Genomic DNA, 25,005 nt, shown 5'->3' on the forward strand with positions numbered 1-25,005 from the left:
AGCGGTGATTTTCTGATCCTTTCAAGCCCTGGAGCCTGGACATGTCGGTCGCGCAACGCGCCATTCTGGAAAGTCACGACGCGCGCACCGGCGCCGAGCGGCTGATCGACGAGATCGCCGACCGCATCGGCGGCCTCGGCGTCGAGCTTGCCGACGTCGCCGGCAACGTCCAGGAGGTCGCCAACCGCGTCAGCTACCAGTCGCAGCGGTTCGGGCATCTGCAGGCCACCGCCAAGACCATGGTCGCGGCCAATCACGACATCGCCACCGCCTCGCAGGCGGTGCAATCGGCCACCACCGCCGCAGTGGGCGACATCGCCCAGTCGCGCAACGTGGTCGACGCCGCGGTGCGGCACATCGCCGAATTGGTCGACTCCGTGGAGCGGATCGAGCAGCGGCTCGGCTCGGTCGGCGATGCGCTGTCGCAGGTCGCCAAGGTCTCGGTCGCGATCGAGGCGATCGCCAAGCAGACCAACCTGCTGGCGCTGAACGCCACCATCGAGGCGGCCCGTGCCGGCAGCGCCGGCCGGGGCTTCGCTGTCGTCGCCAGCGAGGTGAAGTCGCTCGCCGAGGCGACTCGCCAGGCCACGCAGCAGATCGGCGATACCCTGCGCGGGCTCGATTCGCAGGTGAAGAGCCTGCTCGGCGAGAGCGGCCAGGCCTCCTCGCGCGCCAAGACGGCGGGTGAAGGCGCCCAGCAGATCGGCGGCATCATCGTCCGCGTCCAAGACGGCTTCACCAGCGTCGGCCAGGAGATCGACGGAGTGGCGAAGGCCGCCACCTCCAACCTCGCCCATTGCGACACGGTCATCACCGAGCTCAATGAGCTCGCCAAGGGCGTCGACCAGTCCTCGGTCGAGCTCAAGCAGGCCGACAACCGCATCGCCAAGCTGCTCGACCATTCCGAGGCGCTGATCGGGCTGATCGCCGAGAGCGGCGTACAGACCACGGACGCGCCGCTGATCAAGTCCGTCGTCGACACCGCCCGGCAGATCTCGGCGACCTTCGAGGCGGCGATCGACCGCGGCGAGATCACGCTCGCCGACCTGATGGACGAGAGCTATCGCGAGATCCCCGGCACCAATCCCAAGCAGTACATGACGCGCTACGTCGAGTTCACCGACCGCGTCCTGCCGGCGATCCAGGACCCGATCCAGGGCAGCGACCCGCGCATCGCGTTCTGCGTCGCCTGGGCGCGCGGCGGCTATCTGCCGACGCACAATCCGAACTACCGCAAGCCGCAGGGGCCCGATCCGGTCTGGAACAACGCCAACTGCCGCAACCGCCGGCTGTTCGACGACCGTGCGGTGAGGAAGGTGGCCGCCGCCAGCAACAAGCCGTTTCTGCTCCAGACCTACCGCCGCGACATGGGCGGCGGACAGTTCGTGCTGATGAAGGACCTGTCCGCGCCGATCTTCATCAAGGGCCGGCATTGGGGCGCGTTCCGGATGGGTTTTCGCCTCAAGGCCTGACGCAGGCTCTCATCCTCCCCAGAACGCCGGCCTCGTCGGCGACAGCCGGCCGCCAATGCGCACCGGCGCGACCTTGATCGCAAGCCCGGTGCCGTTGTCGGTCTCGACCGCCACGCCGCTCAACGTCGCCTCGCCGGAGGCCGGCTCGAAGCGCGCCGACGGGATGCCCGACTGGAAGCGGCGCAGCGGCTCGTCCTTCTGCATGCCGATGATGGAGTCATAATCGCCGGTCATGCCGGCATCGGTCATGTAGGCGGTGCCGCCGGGCAGTATCCGGTGATCGGCCGTCGGCACATGCGTATGGGTGCCGACGACGAGGCTGGCGCGGCCGTCGCAGAAATAGCCCAGGCCCTGCTTCTCGCTCGAGGCCTCGCAATGCACGTCGACCACGATCGCATCCGCCGCCTCGCGCAGCGGGCAGGCGCCGAGCTCGCGGCCGACAGCCGCGAACGGATCGTCGAACGGCGTCATGAACACGCGCCCGAGCACGTTGACCACCAGCGCGCGAGCGCCGTTCTTGGCGTCGATCAGCGCGGCACCACGGCCGGGCGTGCCTGCCGGATAGTTCGCAGGGCGCACCAGGCGCGGCGCGCGCTCGATGAACACCAGTGCCTCGCGCTGATCCCAGGAGTGGTTGCCGAGCGTGACCGCGTCGGCGCCGGCATCGACGAGCTCCTGATAGATCGCCTCGGTGATGCCGAATCCGCCGGCCGCGTTCTCGCCATTGACGATGACGAGATCGAGCGCCCAATCGCGGATCAAGCCTGGAAGGTGGTCCGAGACGGCGCTGCGGCCGGCCCGGCCGACGACGTCGCCGACGAAGAGAATTCGCAACTCAATTGCTCCGGAAATCCAAGGTCTCGCGCTCGGTTAGCACATAATCCAGCGCCGCGTCGTGGGCCAAGGCCGGGATGGCCTCGGTTTCCTGAATGGCGAAGCCGAGGCCGACGCCGATGACGTGATGCATCTTCCGCAGGTGCGAAAAGGTGTAGTCGTAGTAGCCCCCGCCGTAACCGATGCGGTGGCCGGTGCGGTCGAAGGCGGCGAGCGGCACCAGCATCACATCGGGCACCAGCTCGGCGGCTGCCGGCGACGGCTCGGGGATGCCGAGCGACCCGAGCGTCAGCCGGTCGCCCGGCGCGAAGGCGCGGAACGAGAGCGAATGGCCGCGCGCCAGCACGACCGGCAGCGCCAGCCGCGCCCCCTGCCCCGCCAGCTCACGCAGCAACGGCATCGGATCGAGCTCGTTGCGGACCGGCGCATAGCCGGAGACGACCGTGCCGGGCTCGAATGCGAAGGGGAGCCCGCGCGCGGCGATCGCCTGCGCGGCCGCGCTCCGCGTGTCGTCGCTCAACGCGTCGCGCGCGGCAAGGGCTGCGGCTCGGAGCTGCTGCTTGGTGTGCTGAGCGGCCTTCATCGGCATGCGACGTGACCTCCGTGACGGGCGGGCGGACGCGGGCACGCAAACGTTACAGAAACGCAGCAGGTCGGCAACCGAAGGGGAGAGGGGAGACGGAAAACAAGCGCGAAGCCGCAATCGCCGTTGAAACGCTCGATCCCGGAGTTCCCTACGAAAGTAGGTGGGCACCATATGTCCAGGTCCACGGACCTGGCCAGGGACAGTTCCCTAAAGGATCGATAAGGCCCCGGGGATATGTTGGTTCCGGACGCGCGTCGCAGCCTCGCAGTTGCAATGTAACCATCACGGGATGATTTTGCCAGCGGTGGAAGCGGATCGAGGCGCGACACGGTTGCCAACAGTCGGTGTCGTCGCCCGGCCCGACCGGGCGCGCAGTACGCCGTGACGGCGATAGCGAAATCGAGGGACCGCGGCGCACACTGCGCCGGCGATGACAGCGATGGGGCGGCGGCAACACAACAGAACATGGCATGGGCTCGCGTCCTCGCGACGCGTTGCGTCCGAGCTGTTGATCTCGATCGCCCCCCTCAAGACAGAGGGCACAGGGAAGGCCGGGCGTCGGCTGACGCCCGTGGCCCGCCTGCTCAAAAAAATGCAGGCGGCAGGTACCACAGGTGCAGCCGGAAACACCCGGCCTTCCCTGCGCGACGGTTTGAACGGCTGCTTCGCGATCTCCCTGGTGCGCCGGGCTTGTTGGCCACCATGCGCGACAACGCGCTTGCGCGCATTGCGCGGGACACCAGCATCGGGGTGTCAGGACCACGCGACTTGACCGTACGTGCATCGCCGTTCGTCCGCGCGATCAACTCACGCTGCGGCAATCCACGCCCATCGCATCCCACTGCCAACGTCTCGTGACGGTCGCGACACGCCCCTCATGCGGCAGCAGGACGAGCGGAAGCATCCACCTGATTTGCCCGGCACGGCAAGGCATGTGGCGTGCGACATCGTAACGCGACGGGCAGTTTGCGCATGAGGGACATGCGCGGATTGCCCGTCGTGCCGCGGAGGCCGTGCAAGAAGGTATGCAGCGCGACGACCCCGGGCGCGCCCAGACATTCCGCTGTCGTCCCTGGCAAGCCGCAACGGTCTGCAAGCGCCGCGGCGGCGCCGACCCGGGACCCATACCGCGAGATCCATCGATGAGGCAGAATGGCAGTGACCGAGCGTCGTCGAGACCAGCGGTGGCTATCGATCCCGGCTCAAGGCCGGGACGACAGCGGAATTGCTGGCGACAGCGGTGATCAAAACCGCGGCGATCAGCGACATCGTCGATCCCTACGGCCATGACGGTCATCGCGGCCGCCGTGAGGCAACGCAAGCCGCATCAGCGCATAGTGTCGCCATGATTCGGGCTCATCGACTTGGAGCTGAGGTTGTGGCAGATCATGCCCACATCGCAATGCTCTGCATCGTACATTGGAGTCCTGGCATGCGCTTCGATCTCAAATCTGTCACGGCCGCCTGCGCGCTACTGATCGCGTCGGCTGCTGCGAGCCTCGCCGCCGACGTCAAGATTCATCGCGTCTCGATCCAGGTCGATCAGAACGATCCGGCGATCATGAATCTGGCGCTGAACAACGCCACCAACATCATGGAGACGTTCAAGGAGAAGGGCGAGGAGGTCGAGATCGAACTCGTCACCTATGGACCCGGGCTGAACATGCTGCGCGAGGATACCTCGCCGGTGAAGGACCGGCTCAAGCAGATCGCCGAGCTCAGCTTTCCCGCCAAGATCAAGTTCTCCGCCTGCAACATCACCAAACGCGGCATGGAGAAACGCGAAGGACATCCGATTGCGATCGTCGCCGAAGCGAGCCTGGTGCCCTCGGGCGCCGTCAGGCTGATGGAATTGCAGGAGAGCGGCTGGAGCTACCTGAAACCTTAGGTAGTTCTTGCCCCAAAACTGCCAGGTTTAGGGCTCATTGAGATACGATCTTGGATTGATCTGTGTCATCAGTCTGCTCGGGGGAATGGCGAGCAGACGCGATCGGGGACTAGTCACATGCACAGAGTACTCGCCCGGCCGGCGCTGCTGGTGCTGGCAACGCTTTCGGCTGCCTTGCTCACCCCCGTCGGCGCGGTGCTGGCGCAAGAGCAGTCCGCCGCTCCGCTCTCGATCAAGCCTGCGCGCGCGTCCGAACGGCGGGCCGTCGAGCGTCGGGTCTCCGAGACCCGCGCGCCCGAACCACGGAGCGCCTCGGACGAAGCCGCCATCAAGACGCGCATGAACCAATGGACCGTCGGCCTGGCCGCGGGCCTGCCGGACGGCGGCTTCGTGCGCTTCGCCAGCGAGATGGCGCGGACGATGGACGATGGCGACAACATGCGCCTGATCCCGATGGTGACGCGCGGCACCACCTCCAACATCGCCGATCTCCTGTATCTGCGCGGCGTCGACGTCGCGATCACCTACGCCGATGCGTTCGACTTCTACGCCAAGCAGGCCGGCCTCTCCAACATCAACGACCGCATCCGCTACGTGCTGCGCTTCTTCATCTCCGACGTGCACATCTATGCGCGCGAGGAGTTCAAGTCGCTGCAGGATCTGAAGGGCCATAAGATCGCGGTTGGAACGGCCGGCGTTGCCGCGGCGCATACGGGGCCGCTGATCTTCCGGCGCCTCGGCATCGACATCGAGCCTGTCGCCATCGGTGGTCCTGTTGCGCTGGAGAAGCTGCACAAGGGCGAGATCGCCGCGATGGTCTATGTCGCCTCCAAGCCCGGCGAGCTGTTCAGCGGCAAGAAGGCGGATCCTGGATTCCACTTCGTGCCGGTGCCATACACGCAGCAATTCTCGGATTTCTACTATCCGACCAGCATCAAGGCCGACACCTATCCGGGGCTGGTCGCACCTGACACCGCCGTGGAAACGATCGCCGTGCCGTCGGTGCTGGCGGTCTACAACTGGAAGCCGGGCAGCGACCGCGCCGACCGCGTCAACCGCTTCGTCGACACGCTGTTCACCAACCTCGCGCGGCTGCAGCAGCCGCCGTTCCATCCGGGCTGGAAGGATCTCAATCTCGAGGCCCAGGTGCCGGGCTGGCAGCGCTATCCCTATGTCGACGCCGTGCTGGAGCGGATGAAGAACGAGGCCAATGTCGGCCTGCCGCCCGCCGCGACCGGCAGTCTGTCGCAGCAGGAGCGCTTCGAGGCCTTTCTCGAATCGCAGGCCAAGGCGCCGACGTCGAAGGCGGAGAAGGAGGAGCTGTATCGCTCGTTCCTGGACTGGAGCCGCAAGCGGCAGGGGAAGTGAGGCGATCGGGCTTCACAGCGATCGCCTCTACGCCGGATGACGTCATTGCGTGGTGGCACGCAGACTGAGCGGGATCAGCTCAACAACAACGCCATGCCCGGGTCCCCCTTGGCCATGGCGCGCTGATAGGCCGGGCGGGCGCCGATGCGCGCGAGGTAGGCGCGGATGTTCGGGAACGGCGCGAGGTCGTAGGGCAGGAAGTAGCGCATGGTGGTGAGTGAAAACACCGTCATGATGTCGGCGGCGGTAAGCGCGCCGCCTGCCAGATAGTCCGCCTCGCCGCAGCGCGTCTCGACGGCTGCAAAGGCGCGGTCGAGCCGCGCCCTGATAGCGCCGAGCACGGGATTGTCGTCCGGCAGATCGAGCCGGTTGAGGATCATGAGCCGGCCCATCGCGGCCTGCAGGGTGCCGTTGGCGAAATGAAGCCAGTAGAGGAACGGCGCGAAGCTCGGATCGTCCGGCCCGGGCCGCAACCGACCGTGGCCGTATTTGGCGATGATGTACTCGACGACCGCGCCGGACTCGGCGAGCACCAGCTCGCCGTCGGTGATCACGGGCGCCGCGCCGATCGGATGCAGCGCCTTGTACTCGGGCGGCGCCAGCATCGTCCGGGCGTCGCGCGTGTAGCATTTCAGTTCGTACGAAATTTCCAGCTCCTCGCAGAGCCAGACGATACGTTCGGACTGCGACTTGCCGAGGTGATGAACCGTGAGCATGCGCTATTTCACCATCGCGCCATAGACGATGTCCTGCACCTGCTCGCGATAATATTTGCGCAAGTCCCCGGGCGCGGCCGTGCCGACCACCACGACGAGCCGCTCCTTCGGATCGCAGAAGAACTGCGTGCCATAGGCGCCGTTCCAGCTGAACTCGCCGGGATTGCCGGGCACCGCCGACAGGCCCTCGCTGACGCGCACGGCGACGCCGAGCCCGAAGCTGAATCCGGCGCGATGCGGCTCGACAGTGGCGACGGTGTTCTTGATCTCGGGCCCGAGATGGTTGGAGGTCATGTGGTGCACCGTCTTCGGACTCAGGATCCGCACGCCATCGAGCTCGCCGCCATTGAGCAGCATCTGGCCGAAGCGGACGTAGTCGCCGATGGTGGCAAACGAGCAGGCGCCGCCGCAGTCCGACTTCGTCGGCGTGTCCAGGAGCTTGATCGCCTGCGGCTTGCCGGTCAGCGGATTGTTCGGAAACGGATGCGCCAGCCGCGGGCGTTGTGCGTCGGTCGGCGCGAAGGTCGCGTCCTGCATGCCGAGCGGCTTCCAGACATTGGTTGAAAGATATTCACCGAGCCGCTGCTCGCTGACCTTCTCGATCACGGCGCCGAGCACGTCGATGGAGAAGCCGTATTCGAACTGCGTGCCCGGCTGATGCGCCAGCGGCAGCTTGGTGATGCGCTCGATGAAGGCCTGGGTGTCGCCTTCGATCGCCGGCGCCGTGCCGTCGGGATAGAGCCGCGCCACCGGGCTCGAACTGTCGGGGCGTCCGCCATACATCAGGCCGGAGGTGTGGCGATAGAGATCGTGGATCAGGATGGGGCGGGCCTGCGGCACCAGCAGCAGCGCGCCGTTCTCCTGGGTGACGCCGACCTTCATGTCGGCGAAGGCCGGATAGTAGTCGGCGAGCTTGGCCTGCAGCGGCAGCCTCCCCTGCTCCATCAGCATCAGCCCGCCGACCGCAGTCATCGGCTTGGTCATCGAGGCCAAGGCGAATATCGCGTCGAGCGGCATCGGCGTGCCCTTGACCGGATCGAGCTGGCCGTAGGCCTTGTAATGCACGAGCTTGCCGTCACGCGCGATCGCCACGACCGCGCCGGGCACGCGCTTGGCGGCGATCTCGCGGGCGAAGAAATCATCCATGCGTGCAAGACCCGCCGGCGAGAAGCCGACCTCGTCGGGCTTGGCCTCCGGCAGGGGCGCGGCAGCGACCTGCGTGATGATCATGGTGAAGGCTGTGGCTACGGCCGCCTTGAGCAGCGTCTTCATGGGCACTCCCTGATGCGCGGACGATCCCGTTTGTCGCCACGGGATTCAATGGCTCCGCCTGGACAATGAGTAGAGGACACAGGGAGGAACGACAAGCGGTCGCAACACGATCGCATCGCGATGACGTGATCGGCTTCGCTGCCGCACAACGGCGTATCCGCGCGACCAATCGGAGGGGGACGGGTGAGACCGCTGACACGCGAGATCACGCATGCTGAGGACAATCGGACTCATCCTTCACACGCTCTGGGCTGTCTGCGCGATGGCGACAGGCACATTCGCAGGTGTTGCCGTCGGCCTTCACTTAGGCGGCTGGATCGGCGCCGTCGTGCTGGGCGTCATCGGCCTGACCGTCGGCGCCCTGGCGGCGGCATTCCCGTTGGAAACCATCGCACTGATCTTAGGAGGACTTTGATCCCTGGTCGGAACCGTTGCCGTTGCGAGAGGTTGCCTGCTCTCGTTTCGAACGAACGCAGCGCCATGACCGGACCCGAGCTCGCCAATCACTATCGCGCCTACATCGCCTGCCTGAATGCGCAGGCCTGGCCGCAGCTCGGCGATTTCGTGCACGAGCACGTCGTTCACAACGGCCGGCAGCTCGGACTCTCCGGCTATCGCGACATGCTGATCGGAAACTTCGCCGACATTCCCGATCTCCGTTTCGACATCGGCCTGCTGCTGTCAGACCCGCCCCTTGTTGCGAGCCGGCTGGAATTCGACTGCCGGCCTCGCGGCGCATTTCTCGGCTTTGCCATCAACGGCCGGCGCGTGTCGTTCACCGAGAACGTGTTCTACGAATTCCGCGACGGCAGGATCGCGGAGGTGTGGTCGGTCATCGACAAGACAGCAATCGAGGCGCAGCTGTGAATGCGAACGCGTGGCCGGCACTAGCGCCCCAATGTTGTCCGAACCCCGTCGCGCCATGTTCGCTTGGTCGTGGCAGGAGCTGTCGTCCCTGCGAAAGCAGGGCCCCATAACCACAGCTGATTATTGTTGCACCCGTCCGCAGCCATCCTGCCCGATCGGGAGATCGCGCGGTATGGGTCCCGGCTCAAGGCCGGGACGACACCTTGGATGAGGCCGCAGGTTAGACAATCGCTGATGGAGAAACCCACAACGCGATTATTCGTTGCCGCGAGGGCTTGAATCACCTCACCCGATCGCCACGCCACCACCGATGGTGCGGTTCAGCACCTGCGTGGTGCGCTCGATGCGCTCGGCGGCAGCGTTCAGCGCTTTCGCCACCGCGACCTGCGTCGCACGAGCGCGGTCGGCGGACTGGTTGCGCACGTTGCGCAGGCCTTCGAGCTCCTGCTCCAGCACCTGCACGCGCTGATTGGCATCGATCAGCTCATCGCACACGGTGAGCGCCGCCATCACGGTGAGCCGGGCGTCGCCGATCTCGCCGAACTTGCCGCGTAGATTGGTGATGCGCGATTCGAGACTCTCGGCGAGCTTGAGCAGCCTGAGCTCCTGGCCTTCCTCGCAGGCCATGCGATATTGGCGGCCGTTGATGGTGACGTTGATGTGGCTCATTCCTCGTCCTCATCGTCTTCAGCGGCGTCCTGCCCGTCGCCGCCAGCGAGCACGGTGCGGATGGTGCCGATCGCGGTGTCCAGACGTTCGGCGATCTCGCGATTGGTGCGCTCGAGCCGTCGCGTTTTCATCAACGAGCCGTCGAGCTCGTCGGCGAGACGCGAGCGGTCGGCGCCGAGCGCCTGGATGCGCGTTGCGAGCTCGTCCTCGTCACGATCCGCCTCGCGCCGCCGCTCGACCGCGCTCTCCAGCGCGTCGAGGGCCGTCATCAGTCGCCGCGTCGCCGCCTCGAGATCGGCGGCGCCGGGTTCCACCTGGCCGGTAAGATTGGCAGGGTGATCGTTCATGGCACGGATGCGAGGCCCTCGGAGCAAGCGGGATGCGACAAAAGCGCTGTCCGGCAAGCGGTTACGGGCAAAATCTTACGTGCTGGGCGAGCCAAGCGCAACGCTCGGCCGAAACTATGCACTACTAAGCAACTTTTGGGAGGTTCCCGGCGTTGCAGAACCTTTGATTCCCGGAACCGAGGTGCTAATCAGCCCGCAAAATCCCGGCCCGCCAGCAATACCGGCGGCGCTCCTGTCATCAGCATTTCACGTTTGGACGGATTCCAGCATGACGCAGGTCGATCATTCCCGCATGGCCAACGCCATCCGCGGGCTCGCAATGGACGCCGTCGAGAAGGCCAAATCGGGCCATCCGGGCCTGCCGATGGGCGCGGCGGACGTCGCCACCGTGCTGTTCACCCGCGTGCTGAAATACGATGCCGCAGCGCCCGCCTGGCCGGACCGCGACCGCTTCGTGCTCTCCGCCGGCCACGGCTCGATGCTGCTCTATGCGCTGTTGTACTTGACCGGCAACGAGGAGATGACGCTCGACCAGATCAAGCGCTTCCGCCAGGTCGATTCGCTCACCCCCGGCCACCCGGAGAATTTCCGCACCAAGGGCATCGAGACCACCACCGGCCCGCTCGGCCAGGGCATCTCCACCGCGGTCGGCATGGCGCTGGCCGAGAAGATGCTGCAGGCCGAATACGGCAAGAAGATCGTCGACCACCACACCTATGTGCTGGCCTCCGACGGCGACCTGATGGAGGGCATCTCCCAGGAAGCGATCGCGATGGCCGGGCACTGGAAGCTCAACAAGCTGATCGTGCTGTGGGACGACAACGGCATCTCGATCGACGGCCCGCTGTCGATTGCCGACTCGGTCGACCAGGTGAAGCGCTTCAAGGCGTGCGGCTGGGCCGCCGAGCTGATCGACGGCCATGATCCCGAGGCGATTGCGGCCGCGATCGCGCGGGCGCAGAAGTCGTCGAAGCCGTCGCTGATCGCCTGCAAGACCACCATCGGCTACGGCGCGCCGACCAAGGCCGGGACCTCCAAGGTGCATGGCGAGGCGCTGGGCGCGGAGGAATTGAAGGGCGCCAAGGAGAAGCTCGGCATTTCGCAGGAGCCGTTCTCCGTGCCCGACGACGTGCTCGCCGCCTGGCGCGAGGCCGGCCGCCGCGGCGCGGCTGCGCGCGGCGAATGGGAGACCCGGCTTGGCGAGATGGGCCCGCGCAAGCGCGCCGAGTTCGAGCGCCGGCTGCGCCACGAGCGGCCCGCCGCGCTGGCGAAGGCGCTGAAGGACCACAAGAAGGCGCTGCTGGAGACCCCGCTCAACGTCGCCACCCGCAAATCGTCGGAGGCCGCGATCGAGGTGATCGCAGCCGCAATGCCGTTCGAGTTCGTGGCCGGCTCCGCCGACCTCACCGGCTCCAACAACAACAAGGCGAAGTCGGCTGTCTCGTTCTCGGCCAAGACGCCGAAGGGGCGCTTCATCCATTACGGCATCCGTGAGCACGGCATGGCCGCCTGCATGAACGGCATCTTCCTGCATGGCGGCTTCGCGCCCAACGGCGCCACCTTCCTGGTGTTCTCGGACTATGCGCGTGGCGCTATCAGGCTGTCGGCGCTGATGGGCGCCGGCGTCGTCTACGTGCTGACGCATGATTCGATCGGCCTCGGCGAGGACGGCCCGACGCACCAGCCGGTCGAGCATCTGGCCGCGCTGCGCGCGATCCCGAACATGCGGGTGTTCCGGCCGTGCGATGCGGTCGAGACCGCCGAATGCTGGGAGCTGGCGCTGAACCGCACCAACGGTCCGACCGTGCTGGCGCTGACGCGGCAGAACCTGCCGCAGCTGCGCACCTCAGCGCCGTCGGATAATCCGTGCAGCCGGGGCGGCTACGAGCTCGTCGCCGCCCAAGGCGAGGCCAAGGTGTCGCTGTTCGCGACCGGCTCCGAGGTCGAGATCGCGGTGGCCGCGCAGAAGCAGCTCGCTGAGCGTGGCATCCCAGCCCGCGTCGTCTCGGTACCCTCGCTGGAGCTGCTGCTCGAGCAGCCGGCCGAGACCAGGGCCAAGATCATCGGCAACGCGCCGGTCAAGATCGCCATCGAGGCCGCGGTGCGCTGGGGCTGGGATGCGGTGATCGGCCAGGACGGCATCTTCATCGGCATGCATTCGTTCGGCGAAAGCGGCCCGGCCAAGGAGCTCTACAAGCATTTCGGCATCACCGCCGAGGCGGCTGTCGCGGCGGCCGTACAGCGGCTGGCGTAAAGGCCCGCTCGACCCTGCGCGGCGGTTCACCAAATCAGGAGCGCCGCACGAACGTGATTCGCGACGGTTGAGCGATCGCAAAAAAAGGACTACGAAAGGACCATATCGTCCGCTCCCGCCCGGCAGAACCGGGCGGCAACAGTTCCAAAACCCTCGTGGGGCCCGTGAGAAGGCTGCCGACGGGGATGAGAAACGTCATTGAAGGAGACGAAAATGGCAGTCCGGGTCGGGATCAACGGGTTTGGCCGCATCGGCCGCAACGTTCTGCGTGCCATCGCGGAATCGGGCCGCAAGGACATCGTGGTGGTCGGCATCAACGATCTCGGCCCGGTCGAGACCAATGCCCATTTGCTGCGCTTCGACAGCGTGCACGGCCGCTTCCCCCACACCGTGACCGTCGACGGTGACAGCATCGACATCGGCAACGGCAAGATCAAGGTGACGGCCGAGCGTGATCCGTCGAAGCTGCCCTGGAAGGATCTCGGCGTCGACATCGCCTTGGAATGCACCGGCATCTTCACCTCAAAGGACAAGGCCTCGGCGCACCTGACCGCCGGCGCCAAGCGCGTGCTGGTCTCCGCGCCGGCCGACGGCGCTGACGCCACCATCGTCTACGGCGTCAACCACACCGCGCTGACCAAGGAGCACCTCGTCGTCTCCAACGGCTCCTGCACCACCAACTGCCTGGCCCCGATCGCCAAGGTCTTGAACGACACGGTCGGCATCGAGACCGGCTTCATGACCACGATCCACGCCTACACCGGCGACCAGCCGACGCTGGACACCATGCACAAGGATCTCTATCGCGGCCGCGCGGCGGCGATGTCGATGATCCCGACCTCGACCGGTGCGGCCAAGGCGATCGGCCTGGTACTGCCCGAGCTGAAGGGCAAGCTCGACGGCGTCGCGATCCGGGTGCCGACGCCGAACGTCTCGGTGGTCGACCTCAAGATCGTCGCCAAGCGCAACACCGATCCGAAGGAAATCAACGAGGCGATGAAGCGCGCCAGCGAGCAGGAGCTGAAGGGCATTCTCGGCTACACCACCGCGCCGAACGTCTCGATCGACTTCAACCACGATCCGCACTCCTCGACGTTCCACCAGGACCAGACCAAGGTCATGAACGGCAACCTCGTGCGCGTGATGTCCTGGTACGACAACGAGTGGGGCTTCTCCAACCGCATGGCCGACACCGCCGTGGCGATGGGCAAGCTGCTGTAACCACCTGCCAGTCATTCCGGGGCGATGCGCAGCATCGAACCCGGAACCTCGAGATTCCGGGTTCGGTCCGGCGGACCGCCCCGGAATGACGACTGAGGAAGCGTCATGACCCTTCCCAACTGGCTCGGTATCCCCGGTGCGATGTTGCTGATCGGCCTGATCGCTTATGGCTTCCGCCAAGGCATGCGGGTGACGACGAAGCAGGAAGGCAATCCGCCGGAAAACACCGACGGATATAATCACCACTGATTAGTCCCTCGTTTTACGGTGGCTTCAATGAAACAATTCCGCACCCTCGACGACGTCGACGTCAAAGGCAAGCGCGTGCTGCTGCGCGTCGACCTCAACGTGCCCATGGAGAATGGCCACGTCACCGATGCCACGCGCCTGGAGCGCGTCGCGCCGACCATCAATGAGATCGCGACCAAGGGCGGCAAGGTCATCCTGCTCGCGCATTTCGGCCGGCCGAAGGGCCGCGATGCCAAGGACTCGCTGAAGCCGGTCGCCACTGCGCTCTCGCAAGTGATCAAGCGTCCCGTCGCCTTTGCCGACGACTGCATCGGCGAGCCGGCGGCGACCGCGATCGCCGCGATGAAGGACGGCGACGTGCTGTGCCTGGAGAACACGCGCTTCCACAAGGAGGAAGAGAAGAACGATCCGGCCTTCGTCGGCGAGCTCGCCAAGCTCGGCGACCTCTGGGTCAACGACGCCTTCTCCGCAGCGCACCGTGCCCATGCCTCGACCGAGGGCCTCGGCCACAAGCTGCCGGCCTATGCCGGCCGCACCATGCAGGCCGAACTCGACGCGCTCGACAAGGCGCTGGGCCGGCCGGCCAAGCCGGTCATCGCGATCGTCGGCGGCGCCAAGGTCTCGACCAAGATCGACCTGTTGGAAAACCTCGTCACCAAGGTCGATGCGCTGGTGATCGGCGGCGGCATGGCCAACACCTTCCTGCATGCCCAGGGCGTGCAGATCGGCAAGTCGCTGGCCGAGAAGGATCTCGCCGCCACCGCACTGCGGATCATGGAGAAGGCGGAAGCCTCGAACTGCGCCATCATCCTGCCGGTGGATGCCACCGTCTCCTATCATTTCGCGGCGAACTCGCCGTCCTTCGCCTATGGGCTCGACGCCATTCCGCCGGACAGCATGATCCTCGACGTCGGCCCGCAATCGACCGCGCGCATCCATGCCGCGATCGACGATGCGGCGACGCTGGTCTGGAACGGCCCGCTCGGCGCCTTCGAGCTGAACCCGTTCGACCGCGGCACCATGGTCGCCGCCAAGCACGCCGCCGAGCGCACCAAGGCCAAGAAGCTGGTCTCGGTGGCCGGCGGCGGCGATACCGTCGCGGCGCTCAACCAGGCCGGAGTTGCCTCGGACTTCACCTATGTCTCGACCGCCGGCGGCGCCTTCCTGGAGTGGATGGAAGGCAAGCCGCTGCCGGGCGTCGAGGTGCTGAAGGCCTGATTTCTCGGACCTTGTCGGCCATGGATGTTTCTGTTATGTTCCATCCATGGTCGAGACTCCGACAGACGCTGTCCATTCGATCCTGATCAAGATCCAGGAGAGCATTACTGCGCTCCGGACAGAGGTCGGACAGTTCAGGCTGGATAATCGAGCCGAGCACGAGCGCATGGAAGCCTTGATCCGCAAGCAGCGTCGGGACTCTGCCGGCATGCTGGTGATGATGCGCGCGGCCGCCAGTGACTTCGACGAGCGTGTCACCGAGGTCGAGGAGCGCATCGCTGCTCTTGAAGCCAGGAAGACCTGATCTCCCATCGTTGAGCTACCGGCAACGCGCCAGCCCTACGCGCTAACCCTAGACATATCCTGACCGCCTCCTCCTCCGGGCTGCGTCGCCACTGCCCTTGGAATCCGCCCACCACCGCGTTATGCACGGTGCAGCAGTTTCGGCGCGTGCGCATCCTGCCGCACGGTCCAATCCTTAATCTCAGGGAGTTCCAGCCATGGCTCGTATTACGTTGCGTCAATTGCTCGATCACGCGGCGGAGCACGATTACGGCGTCCCGGCCTTCAACATCAACAACATGGAGCAGGCGCTGGCGATCATGGAGGCGGCCAATGCGGTCGACGCGCCCGTCATCATCCAGGCCTCGCGCGGCGCCCGCTCCTACGCCAACGACGTGATGCTCAAGCACATGATGGACGCGGTCACCGAGATCTATCCGCACATTCCGGTCTGCGTGCATCTCGACCATGGCAACGAGCCCGCGACCTGTATGACCGCGATCCAGGCCGGCTTCACCTCCGTCATGATGGACGGCTCGCTGAAGGCCGACGGCAAGACCCCCGGCGACTGGGACTACAATGTCGGGGTGACCAAGGCGGTCACCAACATGGCGCATCTCGGCGGCATCTCGGTCGAGGGCGAGCTCGGCGTGCTCGGCTCGCTCGAGACCGGCATGGGCGACAAGGAGGATGGCCACGGCGCCGAGGGCAAGCTGTCGCACGATCAGCTGCTGACCAATCCCGACGAGGCGGTGAAGTTCGTGCGTGAGACCAAGGTCGACGCGCTCGCGATCGCGATGGGCACCTCGCATGGCGCCTACAAGTTCACGCGCAAGCCGGACGGCGACATCCTCGCCATGAACGTGATCGAGGAGATCCACCGCAAGCTGCCGAACACGCATCTGGTGATGCACGGCTCATCGTCGGTGCCGCAGGACCTTCAGGAGATCATCAATTCCTTCGGCGGTAAGATGAAGCCGACCTGGGGCGTGCCGGTCAGCGAAATCCAGCGCGGCATCAAGAACGGCGTGCGCAAGATCAACATCGACACCGACAACCGCATGGCGATGACCGGCCAGATCCGCAAGGTGCTCTCGGAGCACCCGGAAGAGTTCGATCCGCGCAAGTACCTGAAGCCGGCGATGGAGGCGATGGCCAAGCTGTGCAAGCAGCGCCTGCAGGAGTTCAACACCGCCGGCCAGGCTTCCAAGATCAAGCGCGTGCTGACGACCGCCGAGATGGCCAAGCGCTACGCCAAGGGCGAGCTCGATCCGAAGGTGGCGTGAGCCGGCGTTTACAGCCCACTCAGCCCGCTGAGCTTGCTAGACCTCGGTGGTCACCGCGACGGCAGTGAGCTCCCCTCCCCCTTGCGGGGAGGGGTCGGGGGTGGGGGTCTCCGAGTGATCCTATCAGTGATGGGCTCGATAGCACGTGTCGGCGATCTTGCAGTTATGAGTTATGAGCGACACAGGGAAGGCCTGACCGCGCGCACCCCCATAGCGATTGACGAGGGACGATTGTAGACGCAACTCACTGAATTCAGCGCGCGTGGACCCCCACCCCCAACCCCTCTCCGCAAGGGGAGTCGGCTGCCTTTGACGCGACAGGTCGTCTGATCAGCAATCTCTCCTTCACCTCTGCGAGAGCCTGCCTTGGCTGCGGCCAATGTTTGCTCGGCATCCGCCCGAGAACCGTCTATTTTGATGGGCAGGGCAGGTGCGTCTGGAGCCAAGCATGAATCTCTCCGCACTGAACAGCACGGCCCTTGCCATGGTCACGCCGGGCAAGGGCATCCTCGCCGCCGATGAATCGACCGGGACGATCAAGAAGCGCTTCGATGCCATCAAGGTGGAATCGACCGAACAGAACCGCCGCGACTATCGCGAGATGCTGTTTCGCAGCGCAGGCATGTCGTTCATCTCCGGCGTCATCCTCTATGACGAAACCATCCGCCAGAACGCCGCCGACGGCACCCCGCTGGTGAAGCTGATCGAGGCGGCCGGCGGCATTCCGGGCATCAAGGTCGATGAGGGAACGCAGCCGCTACCCGGCTGCCCCGGCGAGCGGGTCACGGTCGGCCTCGACAGGCTTGCGGATCGGCTGGCGACGTACTACGCGCTGGGTGCGCGCTTCGCCAAATGGCGGGCCGTGATCGATATCGACAAGGACAATATCCCTTCGATGACAGCGATCCATGTCAACGCGCATGCGCTCGGCCGCTATGCCGCCCTGTGCCAGGCCGCGAACATCGTGCCGATCGTCGAACCGGAGGTGCTGATGGACGGCGATCATGACATCGGTCGCTGCTTCGGCATCACGCGCCGCGTCCTGAACGAGGTGTTTCGTGAATTGCGCATCCAGCGCGTCGCGTTGGAGGGCATGATCCTGAAGCCCAACATGGCGGTGCCCGGCAAGCAGTCGCCGGACCAGGCCGGGGTGCAGGAGGTCGCCGAAAGGACCGTCCAACTGCTGAAGGAATGCGTGCCTGCGGCGGTGCCCGGCATCGCCTTCCTGTCCGGCGGACAATCGGACGAGAGTGCCACCGCGCATCTCGACGCGATGAACCGGCTCGGGCCGCTGCCCTGGAGGCTGACCTTCTCCTATGGCCGCGCGCTGCAGGCGGCGCCGCAACAGGCATGGGCCGGCAAGGCGGCGAACGTCCCCGCCGGCCAGCGGGCCTTCACCCACCGCGCCCGCATGAACGCGCTTGCAAGCCGCGGCCAGTGGACCGCAGCGCTTGAGAAAGAGGCCGCATAGTGTCCGGCAAGACGACTTCCGCGCGGCCCGCACCGCGCCTGTATCTGGCAACGCCGGTCGTGACCGATGCGGCGGCCCTTGCCGCCGGCCTGCCGGCGATCCTCGCCAACGCCGATGTCGCGGCGGTGCTGGTGCGGCTGAAGGAGAGCGATCCGCGCAGCATGATCACGGCGGTCAAGACGCTGGCGCCAGCGATCCAGGGCGCCGGTGCGGCGCTGCTGATCGACGGCCATCCCGACATCGTCGCCCGCGCCGGCGCCGATGGCGCGCATCTGACCGGCCTCGCCGCGCTGGAGGAGGCGCTGCCGGGGCTGAAGCCGGACCGCATCGCCGGCGGCGGCGGCCTGTCGACACGCCATGATTCGATGCGTGCGGGCGAACTCGGCGCCGACTATGTGCTGTTCGGCGAGCGCGATGCGCAGGGACGGCGGCCGTCGCCGGATGCCGTCAACGAGCGCCTCGCCTGGTGGGCGGAGCTGTTCGAGCCGCCCTGCGTCGGCTATGCGATCTCGCTCAAGGAAGCCACCGACTTCGTCGCGGCCGGAGCCGATTTCGTGCTGGTCGACGACCTCGTCTGGAACGACGCCCGCGGTCCCGCCGCGGCGCTTGCAGAGGTCAGCACCGCGATCCGGAGCGCATATGCGGCCGCGCCGGCCCACGCGCCGGGACAGAGCTGAACGGGGCCGATGACGATCCTGCGCCTGACATGTGTTGTTGCTGCGTTCGCCATGGCGATGACGGGCGCGGCCGCGCAGATCTCGCTGACGCCGCCGGCTCTGCAGCCGGCGCCAGCCGAAAAGCCCAAGCCGATCGAACGGCCGGCGGAGAAGGCGGCTGAGAAGCCCAAGCCGCCGGCACCGCCCGCGGCAAAGAAGCCGGCCCCTTCCCCCTCCGGCAAGCCGGCCGCTCCGGCACCGGCCACGACGCCGCAGCCCGCCGCCAATGATCCCAATGTCGACCTGGTCTACGGCGCCTATCAGCGCGGCCAGTACAAGACCGCCTTCGACCTGGCGTCGCCGCGCGCCCAGGCCGGCGATCCCAAGGCCATGGCGATGCTCGGCCAGCTCTACGAAAACGCCATGGGCATCCGCCGCGACTACGACAAGGCGGCGACCTGGTACAAGCGCGCCGCCGAGGCCGGCGACCGCGAGGCGATGTTCGCGCTGGCGATGATGCGGCTGGCCGGGCGCGGCGGCCCGATCGACAAGCCAGAGGCGGTGAAGCTGCTCGCTTCCGCCGCCAAGCTCGGCGAGCCAAAGGCTGCCTACAATCTCGCTTTGCTCTATCTCGACGGCCAGACCCTGCCGCAGGACCTCAAGCGCTCGGCCGAGCTGCTGCGCATGGCGGCCGACGCCGGCAGTCCCGAGGCGCAATATGCGCTGGCGACGTTCTACAAATCGGGCACCGGCGTCCCGCAGGACCCGGAGAAGGCCGCCCGCCTGCTGCAGGCCGCCGCGATTGCCGACAATGTCGACGCCGAGGTCGAATACGCCATCGCGCTGTTCAACGGCACCGGCGTGCCGAAGGACCAGCCCGCGGCCATCGCGCTGCTGCGCCGGGCCGCGCGGCAGAACAGCCCGGTCGCCCAGAACCGGTTGGCATGGGTGCTGCTGTATGGAATCGCCACCCAGATGGACAAGGTCGAGGCCTACAAATGGCACCTGGTGGCCAAGACGGCCGGCAAGGGCGATCCCAAGCTCGACGAGAAATTCGCCGACATGCCCCCTGAGGACCGTGCCAAGGGCGAGCAGGCCGCCAAGCGCTGGCTCGGCACCGTCAAGTGATCGGCCGCTGATCCGGCCTTGACGCGGCGGCCCCGGCAGGGCACCCACAGCCAGCCATTTCACCCGCCTTCGTCCGCTTCCGGGGAAGGCGCGCACCGCAAGGTGCGGTCAGCCCAGCGCATCGAGCTCATGATCCATTCCGCCCTCATCAACGTCATGGTCAAGGCCGCGCGCCGCGCCGGCCGCAACCTCAAGCGCGATCTCGGCGAGATCGAGCACCTGCAGGTGTCGCTGAAGGGGCCAGCGAACTTCGTCTCGCGCGCCGACAAGAAGGCCGAGGAGATGCTGTACGAGGATCTCTCCAAGGCCCGTCCCGGCTACGGCTTCATCGGCGAGGAAGGCGGCAAGCGGGAAGGCAGTGACAAGTCGCACACCTGGATCGTCGACCCGCTCGACGGCACCACCAATTTCCTGCACGGCATCCCGCAATTCGCGATCTCGATCGCGCTCCAGCGCGAGGACACCGTGATCGCCGGTGTGATCTACAATCCCGCCAATGACGAGCTCTACATCGCCGAGCGTGGCAAGGGCGCGTTCCTCAACGACCAGCGGCTGCGCGTCGCCGCACGGCGCCAGCTCCACGAATGCGTCATCGCCTGCGGCCTGCCGCATATCGGCCGCGGCGACCACCAGCTGTTCCTGCGCGAGATGACCTCGCTGCAGGTCAAGGTCGCCGGTCTCCGCCGCTTCGGCGCCGCCTCGCTCGACCTCGCCTTCGTCGCCGCCGGTCGCTTCGACGCCTATTGGGAGCGCGACCTGCAACCCTGGGACATCGCCGCCGGCTTGATCATGGTGCGTGAGGCCGGTGGCACTGTTTCCGGCATCGACGGCAAGGAGGACGCGCTGGCCACCGGGCACGTCGTGTGCGGCAACGAGGTCATTCACCGCGAGCTGGTGAAGGTGCTGAAGGCGGCGGCGTAACGGCCTCGAGCGGCTGCTGCGCGCTTGGGACCAGGCTTTCGCCCCTCGCTCGCTGTCATCATCCGCGACGCGGATGATCCAGGACGCCGGGACCGCTGTGATGAACTCTACGGTCGGTGTCTACAGGATGCCCGCCTTCGCGGGCATGACCATCGTGAACGTCACGGCCAGCCTCAGCGCCGGCCGCTGGTGAACACCTGTGGCGTTGCGCCCGGCAGCGCCGGCGAATTGATGTCGCTGTCGATGCGGTCGGACGACTGGCCGGCGTAGCTGAAGCCGAGCGACAGGCTGACATTGGACGTCGGCTTGAACTCGACGCCGCCATTGATGGCGTAGGCCGGAGTCGAGGTCGAGCGCGAATCGAACGTGGCGAACGGGCCGCCGAGGCCGGGATTGTATTTCAGCGTGTCGAAGCCGCCGTAGACACTGACGCCGCTCTTGAAGGTGTAGCCGTATTGCGCGCCTTCGGTCGTGTACGAGCCGAGCGAGCCGTAGCGATTGACGATGTTCGAGCTCAGGCCGACTCCCGAAAGCGCCGCCCAATTGTTCGTCACGCTGTAGCGCCGCGAGAAGAAGCCGCTGTCGCTGCCGTTCGTCGTGAAGCTCGGAAAGTTGCCGTAGGAGTCGAGGCTGCCGGCATCGCTAAAGCCGACCGGCCAGCCCGGCAGCCAGTATTTCACGGGGCCAGACTGGGCGTGAGCCCCGGGAGCGCCGAGGCAGAGGCCAGCCAGCAGAAACGCGAAAGCCAATTTGCGTGGGAACATCGACATGCCGTTACCGCTTCACGTCGGCGGATCATACACGCGGAGAGTGGCGAACTCCAGACAGAGAGGGGATTTCGAGCGCGGCCGCGAAGCCGGTGCGCTCCCCTCCCCCTTGCGGGGAGGGGTCGGGGGTGGGTGTCCACGAGTCCCGCGAGATGTAATGACCCACCGCCCAATTCATGTGTGCGCAGTCGGTCCGCTACAGATCGTGCGCTTCGCACCGATGTCCGCTGACTGACTTGTGAACGGAGCATGCCACGACGTTCGGCGTTCGGCGCCCCCCACCCCCAACCCCTCCCCGCAAGGGGGAGGGGAGCAGACCGGCCGCGCGGCAGGATGTCGGCACAATCCTCCGGACAGACCATTCATGATCGTCTACGACTTCGCCGGCGCCGGTGGCCCATAGGCCTCACGCTCCGCCACCGGCTCCGTCTTCTCCCGATCGCCTGCGAGCACGCGCTGCACCGAGACGAAGAACACCGGCACCATCAGCAGCGCCAGGATCACCACCGCGATCATGCCGCCCATCACGTTGGTGCCGAGCGCCTGCTGGCTGGCGCCGCCGGCGCCCGTCGCCATCGACATCGGCAGCACGCCGCAGACGAAGGCGAGGCCGGTCATGATGATCGGGCGGAAGCGCAAGGAGCAGGCCTCGATCGTCGCCGCGACCAGCGGCTTGCCGTGGGCGCGCAGGTCCTTGGCGAACTCGATGATCAGGATCGCGTCCTTGGCGGCGAGTCCGATGATGGTGATCAGCGCCACCGTGAAGTACACGTCGTTGGACAGGCCGCGCAGATTGGCGGCGACGACGGCGCCGAGGATGCCGAGCGGCACGGTCAAGAGCACCGCGAGCGGGATCGTCCAGCTTTCGTAGAGCGCGGCCAGGCACAGGAACACCACCAGTGCCGACAGGCCCAGCAGCAGCGGCGCCTGCGAGCCCGACAGCTTCTCCTGCAGCGACTGTCCGGTCCATTCATAGCCGAAGCCGCGCGGCAGCTTGCCGGCGAGCCGCTCCATCTCCTTGAGCGCATCGCCCGAGGTGTAGCCCGGCTTGGCCTCGCCGGAGATGCGGATCGCCGGATAGTAGTTGAAGCCGGCGATCTGGCTCGGTCCCCTGGCCCATTGGATCGTCGCGAACGACGAGAACGGCACCAGCTGTCCCTTGGCGTTCTTGACGCTGTAGTTGAGGATATCGTCTGCGTTCATGCGGCTGATGCGATCGGCCTGCACCACGACGCGCTGCATGCGGCCACGGTTGGGGAAGTCGTTCACGTAAGTAGAGCCGAGATTGGTCGAGATCGTGTTGTTGATGTCCTCGAAGGTGACGCCGAAGGCGCCGGCCTTCTCGCGGTCGATCATCAGATTGACCTGGGGTCCCGGCGGCAGGCCTTCGACATAGACCTTCTGCAGCACGGGGCTGGCATTGGCTTCCGCGATCAGCTGGTCGGCAGCGGCGGTCAGCGCGGCATAGCCCTTCTGGCCGCGGTCCTGCAGGCGGAAGCTGAAGCCCGAGGAGTTGCCGAGATTGTCGATCGGCGGCGGCTGCAGCGCCGTGATCTTGGCGTCGCGCAAGCCGGCGAGATCGCGGTTGATGTCGGCGACCAGCGCCGCGGCGCCGTCACGCTTGCTGCGCTCCGACCAGTCCTTCAGCGAGATGAAGGCCTGGGCGGTGTTGACGCCCTGGCCGGCATAGCTGAAGCCGGTCAGGAAGGTGACGTTCTCGATCCCTTCGCGCTTGGCGAGATACTTCTCGACCGCCTCGACGGCCGCCTGCGTCCGCGCATAGGAGGAGTCCGCCGGTGTCTGCACGTCGGTGGTGATGAAGCCCTGGTCGTCGACCGGCAGGAAGCCGCCCGGCAGCCGGATGAAAGCGAAGGTCAACCCGACCAGGAAGATCGCATAGATCAGCATCAACCGTCCGGTGCGCTTCAGCGCACCGCCGACCACGCCGGCGTAGCGGTTGCGGCTGTTGTCCATGAAGCGGTTGAACCAGCCGAACACGCCCTTCTTCGCATGGCCGTGGCCGGCCGCGACGGGCTTCAGCAGGGTCGCGCACAGCGCCGGGGTCAGCGACAGCGCCAGCAGCGCCGAGAAGCCGATCGCCGCCACCATGGTGACCGAGAACTGCCGGTAGATGATGCCGACCGAGCCGGGGAAGAATGCCATCGGCACGAACACCGCCATCAGCACCAGGGTGATGCCGATGATGGCGCCGGTGATCTGGCCCATCGCCTTGCGCGTCGCCTCCTTCGGCGACAGCCCCTCCTCGGTCATGATGCGTTCGACGTTCTCGACCACGACGATGGCGTCGTCGACGAGGATGCCGACCGCGAGCACCATGCCGAACATCGTCAGCATGTTGATGGAGTAGCCGACCAGCATCAGCGTCGCGCAGGTGCCGAGCAGCGCCACGGGGACGACGATGGTCGGGATGATGGTGTAGCGGATGTTCTGCAGGAACAGGAACATCACCACGAACACCAGCACGACGGCTTCGACCAGGGTCATCAGCACCCGCTTGATCGAGGCTTTGACGACCGGCGTGATGTCGTAGGGGATTTCATAGCTGATGTTGGACGGGAAGAAGCGCGACAGCTCCTTCATCTTGGCCTCGACCGCGCTCGCGGTCGCCAGCGCATTGCCGGTCGGCGACAGCAGCACCGAGAGACCCGCGGTCGGCTTGCCGTTGAGGCGGGTGTTGAACTGATAGCTCAGGCCCCCGATCTCGATGCGGGCGACGTCGCGCAGCCGCACCGTCGAGCCGTCGGCATTGGCGCGCAGGATGATCGATCCGAACTCGTCGGGCGAATCGAGCTGGCCCTTGACCAGCACCAGCGCCGAGGTGCGCTGCGAGGTCGTCGCGGGCTCGGCGCCGATGCTGCCCGAGGCGACCTGCGCGTTCTGCGCGCCGATCGCCTTGGTGACGTCGTCGGCGGTGAGGCCGTAGCCGACCAGCTTGGCCGGATCGAGCCAGACGCGCAGCGAGCGCTCGGTCGAATACAGCGTGGCGCGGCCGACGCCGGGAATGCGCCGGATTTCGCCGAGCACGTTGCGGATCATGAAGTCGCCGAGGCCGACCTCGTCGAGGCTGCCGTCGGTGGACTGCAGGGTGATGATCTGCAGCACCGCGGCGGAGGCTTCCTCGACCAGGATGCCCTGCTGGATGACGGCGCGCGGCAGCCGCGCCTCGACACGCTTGAGGCGGTTCTGTACCTCGACCGAGGCGTCGTTGGTCGACGTGCCCGGCACGAAGTTCGCGGTGATCTCGACCTGGCCTAGCGAATCGCTGGTGGATTCGAAATTGAGAATGCCGGAAGCGCCGTTGAGCTCCTCCTCGATGAGCCGCGTCACGCTGTTGTAGAGGTTCTCCGGCGATGCGCCGGGATAGCTCGTCGAGATCGAGATCGAGGGCGGCGCGATGATCGGATATTGCGCCACCGCCAGCAGCGGAATCGCGATCGCGCCTATCAGGCAGATGAACAGCGCGACGACCCAGGCGAAGATAGGCCGGTCGATGAAGAAGCTCGGCATGCGAC

General features: G+C 66.3%; 23 protein-coding genes and 1 other RNA gene. 15 read left to right on the forward strand and 9 right to left on the reverse strand.

Going from position 1 to position 25,005, the window contains the following annotated elements; all coding sequences use genetic code 11:
• Nucleotides 1-41: 41 nt before the first annotated feature.
• Nucleotides 42-1,472 carry a methyl-accepting chemotaxis protein gene (locus QW881_RS19485; RefSeq protein WP_315753260.1) on the forward strand — a complete coding sequence of 477 codons (1,431 nt, stop codon included), beginning with the start codon at nt 42-44 and terminating at the stop codon, nt 1,470-1,472.
• Between the two features lie 9 nt (nt 1,473-1,481).
• Here the strand turns inward: QW881_RS19485 and QW881_RS19490 are convergent, their stop codons facing one another.
• The 3 genes from QW881_RS19490 to ssrS form a co-directional block, all read right to left on the reverse strand.
• Nucleotides 1,482-2,306, reverse strand: a complete 825-nt coding sequence (locus QW881_RS19490; protein WP_315734388.1) for a TIGR00282 family metallophosphoesterase — start codon at nt 2,304-2,306, stop codon at nt 1,482-1,484.
• Nucleotide 2,307: 1 nt separating this feature from the next.
• Entirely contained in the window at nt 2,308-2,889 is a 582-nt protein-coding gene (locus QW881_RS19495) for a 5-formyltetrahydrofolate cyclo-ligase (protein ID WP_315753949.1), read from the reverse strand.
• A 107-nt stretch (nt 2,890-2,996) separates the two neighbouring features.
• A non-coding RNA gene (gene ssrS, locus QW881_RS19500) (6S RNA) lies at nt 2,997-3,158 on the reverse strand.
• A gap of 1,166 nt (nt 3,159-4,324) precedes the next feature.
• Between ssrS and QW881_RS19505 the strand changes: the two genes are divergently transcribed.
• A complete protein-coding gene (locus tag QW881_RS19505; protein ID WP_315753262.1) occupies nt 4,325-4,780 on the forward strand; it encodes a DsrE family protein in 456 nt (151 codons plus the stop codon).
• A gap of 117 nt (nt 4,781-4,897) precedes the next feature.
• Nucleotides 4,898-6,148 (forward strand): TAXI family TRAP transporter solute-binding subunit, encoded by a 1,251-nt coding sequence (locus tag QW881_RS19510; protein ID WP_315753264.1) that lies wholly within the window; start codon nt 4,898-4,900, stop codon nt 6,146-6,148.
• 74 nt (nt 6,149-6,222) lie between these two features.
• Here the strand turns inward: QW881_RS19510 and QW881_RS19515 are convergent, their stop codons facing one another.
• Complete coding sequence (locus QW881_RS19515; protein WP_315753266.1) at nt 6,223-6,864, reverse strand: glutathione S-transferase family protein; 642 nt, start codon at nt 6,862-6,864, stop codon at nt 6,223-6,225.
• A 3-nt stretch (nt 6,865-6,867) separates the two neighbouring features.
• The gene (locus tag QW881_RS19520) at nt 6,868-8,136 is read right to left on the reverse strand and encodes a serine hydrolase domain-containing protein (protein ID WP_315753269.1); all 1,269 of its coding nucleotides are present in this window, start codon (nt 8,134-8,136) and stop codon (nt 6,868-6,870) included.
• A 211-nt stretch (nt 8,137-8,347) separates the two neighbouring features.
• Between QW881_RS19520 and QW881_RS19525 the strand changes: the two genes are divergently transcribed.
• Both QW881_RS19525 and QW881_RS19530 read left to right on the forward strand, forming a co-directional pair.
• Nucleotides 8,348-8,551 (forward strand): hypothetical protein, encoded by a 204-nt coding sequence (locus QW881_RS19525; RefSeq protein ID WP_315753271.1) that lies wholly within the window; start codon nt 8,348-8,350, stop codon nt 8,549-8,551.
• 65 nt (nt 8,552-8,616) lie between these two features.
• Entirely contained in the window at nt 8,617-9,003 is a 387-nt protein-coding gene (locus tag QW881_RS19530; protein WP_315753273.1) for an ester cyclase, read from the forward strand.
• Nucleotides 9,004-9,288: 285 nt separating this feature from the next.
• Here QW881_RS19530 and QW881_RS19535 read toward each other — a convergent pair whose 3' ends face one another.
• The gene (locus QW881_RS19535) at nt 9,289-9,672 is read right to left on the reverse strand and encodes a cell division protein ZapA (RefSeq protein ID WP_315753275.1); all 384 of its coding nucleotides are present in this window, start codon (nt 9,670-9,672) and stop codon (nt 9,289-9,291) included.
• Nucleotides 9,669-10,019: a DUF4164 domain-containing protein gene (locus QW881_RS19540; RefSeq protein ID WP_315734406.1), complete on the reverse strand. Its 351-nt coding sequence runs from the start codon at nt 10,017-10,019 to the stop codon at nt 9,669-9,671. Before QW881_RS19540 ends, QW881_RS19535 begins: the two co-directional genes overlap by 4 nt.
• 268 nt (nt 10,020-10,287) lie before the next feature.
• Between QW881_RS19540 and tkt the strand changes: the two genes are divergently transcribed.
• From tkt to QW881_RS19590, 10 genes are all read left to right on the forward strand, one after another.
• Nucleotides 10,288-12,273 carry a transketolase gene (gene tkt / locus QW881_RS19545; RefSeq protein WP_315753277.1) on the forward strand — a complete coding sequence of 662 codons (1,986 nt, stop codon included), beginning with the start codon at nt 10,288-10,290 and terminating at the stop codon, nt 12,271-12,273.
• A gap of 213 nt (nt 12,274-12,486) precedes the next feature.
• Complete coding sequence (gene gap / locus QW881_RS19550; protein WP_315753280.1) at nt 12,487-13,494, forward strand: type I glyceraldehyde-3-phosphate dehydrogenase; 1,008 nt, start codon at nt 12,487-12,489, stop codon at nt 13,492-13,494.
• A 105-nt stretch (nt 13,495-13,599) separates the two neighbouring features.
• Nucleotides 13,600-13,743: a hypothetical protein gene (locus QW881_RS19555; protein WP_315753282.1), complete on the forward strand. Its 144-nt coding sequence runs from the start codon at nt 13,600-13,602 to the stop codon at nt 13,741-13,743.
• 27 nt (nt 13,744-13,770) lie between these two features.
• Nucleotides 13,771-14,961 carry a phosphoglycerate kinase gene (locus tag QW881_RS19560; protein WP_315753284.1) on the forward strand — a complete coding sequence of 397 codons (1,191 nt, stop codon included), beginning with the start codon at nt 13,771-13,773 and terminating at the stop codon, nt 14,959-14,961.
• A 46-nt stretch (nt 14,962-15,007) separates the two neighbouring features.
• Nucleotides 15,008-15,265 (forward strand): hypothetical protein, encoded by a 258-nt coding sequence (locus tag QW881_RS19565; protein ID WP_315753286.1) that lies wholly within the window; start codon nt 15,008-15,010, stop codon nt 15,263-15,265.
• Nucleotides 15,266-15,461: 196 nt separating this feature from the next.
• On the forward strand, nt 15,462-16,529 hold the full coding sequence (gene fba, locus QW881_RS19570) for a class II fructose-bisphosphate aldolase (RefSeq protein WP_315753288.1): 1,068 nt from the start codon (nt 15,462-15,464) through the stop codon (nt 16,527-16,529).
• Nucleotides 16,530-16,977: 448 nt separating this feature from the next.
• A complete protein-coding gene (locus QW881_RS19575) occupies nt 16,978-18,000 on the forward strand; it encodes a class I fructose-bisphosphate aldolase (RefSeq protein ID WP_315753290.1) in 1,023 nt (340 codons plus the stop codon).
• Nucleotides 18,000-18,677: a thiamine phosphate synthase gene (locus QW881_RS19580; RefSeq protein ID WP_315753292.1), complete on the forward strand. Its 678-nt coding sequence runs from the start codon at nt 18,000-18,002 to the stop codon at nt 18,675-18,677. The genes QW881_RS19575 and QW881_RS19580 overlap by 1 nt, the downstream gene beginning before the upstream one ends.
• Nucleotides 18,678-18,686: 9 nt before the next feature.
• Nucleotides 18,687-19,784: a tetratricopeptide repeat protein gene (locus QW881_RS19585; RefSeq protein WP_315753294.1), complete on the forward strand. Its 1,098-nt coding sequence runs from the start codon at nt 18,687-18,689 to the stop codon at nt 19,782-19,784.
• A gap of 129 nt (nt 19,785-19,913) precedes the next feature.
• Entirely contained in the window at nt 19,914-20,705 is a 792-nt protein-coding gene (locus tag QW881_RS19590; protein ID WP_315734428.1) for an inositol monophosphatase family protein, read from the forward strand.
• A 173-nt stretch (nt 20,706-20,878) separates the two neighbouring features.
• On the opposite strand, the gene QW881_RS19595 is transcribed toward QW881_RS19590, so the two are convergent.
• Together QW881_RS19595 and QW881_RS19600 are read right to left on the reverse strand one after the other, a co-directional pair.
• Nucleotides 20,879-21,475 (reverse strand): hypothetical protein, encoded by a 597-nt coding sequence (locus QW881_RS19595; RefSeq protein ID WP_315753296.1) that lies wholly within the window; start codon nt 21,473-21,475, stop codon nt 20,879-20,881.
• A 369-nt stretch (nt 21,476-21,844) separates the two neighbouring features.
• The gene (locus QW881_RS19600; protein ID WP_315753297.1) at nt 21,845-25,000 is read right to left on the reverse strand and encodes a multidrug efflux RND transporter permease subunit; all 3,156 of its coding nucleotides are present in this window, start codon (nt 24,998-25,000) and stop codon (nt 21,845-21,847) included.
• Nucleotides 25,001-25,005: the final 5 nt, after the last annotated feature.

The organism is Bradyrhizobium sp. SZCCHNS3016, from assembly GCF_032484535.1.
Lineage (GTDB): Bacteria > Pseudomonadota > Alphaproteobacteria > Rhizobiales > Xanthobacteraceae > Bradyrhizobium.

What these genes read in the sequence shown, in the direction of transcription:
- tkt (WP_315753277.1), top strand. Translation starts at nt 10,288, where the DNA reads ATGACGCAGGTCGATCATTCCCGCATGGCCAACGCCATCCGCGGGCTC.
- QW881_RS19560 (WP_315753284.1), top strand. Translation starts at nt 13,771, where the DNA reads ATGAAACAATTCCGCACCCTCGACGACGTCGACGTCAAAGGCAAGCGC.
- QW881_RS19535 (WP_315753275.1), bottom strand. Translation starts at nt 9,672, where the DNA reads ATGAGCCACATCAACGTCACCATCAACGGCCGCCAATATCGCATGGCC.
- QW881_RS19485 (WP_315753260.1), top strand. Translation starts at nt 42, where the DNA reads ATGTCGGTCGCGCAACGCGCCATTCTGGAAAGTCACGACGCGCGCACC.
- QW881_RS19575 (WP_315753290.1), top strand. Translation starts at nt 16,978, where the DNA reads ATGAATCTCTCCGCACTGAACAGCACGGCCCTTGCCATGGTCACGCCG.
- QW881_RS19515 (WP_315753266.1), bottom strand. Translation starts at nt 6,864, where the DNA reads ATGCTCACGGTTCATCACCTCGGCAAGTCGCAGTCCGAACGTATCGTC.
- QW881_RS19530 (WP_315753273.1), top strand. Translation starts at nt 8,617, where the DNA reads ATGACCGGACCCGAGCTCGCCAATCACTATCGCGCCTACATCGCCTGC.
- QW881_RS19600 (WP_315753297.1), bottom strand. Translation starts at nt 25,000, where the DNA reads ATGCCGAGCTTCTTCATCGACCGGCCTATCTTCGCCTGGGTCGTCGCG.
- QW881_RS19595 (WP_315753296.1), bottom strand. Translation starts at nt 21,475, where the DNA reads ATGTCGATGTTCCCACGCAAATTGGCTTTCGCGTTTCTGCTGGCTGGC.
- gap (WP_315753280.1), top strand. Translation starts at nt 12,487, where the DNA reads ATGGCAGTCCGGGTCGGGATCAACGGGTTTGGCCGCATCGGCCGCAAC.
- QW881_RS19585 (WP_315753294.1), top strand. Translation starts at nt 18,687, where the DNA reads ATGACGATCCTGCGCCTGACATGTGTTGTTGCTGCGTTCGCCATGGCG.
- QW881_RS19565 (WP_315753286.1), top strand. Translation starts at nt 15,008, where the DNA reads ATGGTCGAGACTCCGACAGACGCTGTCCATTCGATCCTGATCAAGATC.
- fba (WP_315753288.1), top strand. Translation starts at nt 15,462, where the DNA reads ATGGCTCGTATTACGTTGCGTCAATTGCTCGATCACGCGGCGGAGCAC.
- QW881_RS19520 (WP_315753269.1), bottom strand. Translation starts at nt 8,136, where the DNA reads ATGAAGACGCTGCTCAAGGCGGCCGTAGCCACAGCCTTCACCATGATC.
- QW881_RS19505 (WP_315753262.1), top strand. Translation starts at nt 4,325, where the DNA reads ATGCGCTTCGATCTCAAATCTGTCACGGCCGCCTGCGCGCTACTGATC.
- QW881_RS19555 (WP_315753282.1), top strand. Translation starts at nt 13,600, where the DNA reads ATGACCCTTCCCAACTGGCTCGGTATCCCCGGTGCGATGTTGCTGATC.
- QW881_RS19510 (WP_315753264.1), top strand. Translation starts at nt 4,898, where the DNA reads ATGCACAGAGTACTCGCCCGGCCGGCGCTGCTGGTGCTGGCAACGCTT.
- QW881_RS19590 (WP_315734428.1), top strand. Translation starts at nt 19,914, where the DNA reads ATGATCCATTCCGCCCTCATCAACGTCATGGTCAAGGCCGCGCGCCGC.
- QW881_RS19495 (WP_315753949.1), bottom strand. Translation starts at nt 2,889, where the DNA reads ATGAAGGCCGCTCAGCACACCAAGCAGCAGCTCCGAGCCGCAGCCCTT.
- QW881_RS19525 (WP_315753271.1), top strand. Translation starts at nt 8,348, where the DNA reads ATGCTGAGGACAATCGGACTCATCCTTCACACGCTCTGGGCTGTCTGC.
- QW881_RS19540 (WP_315734406.1), bottom strand. Translation starts at nt 10,019, where the DNA reads ATGAACGATCACCCTGCCAATCTTACCGGCCAGGTGGAACCCGGCGCC.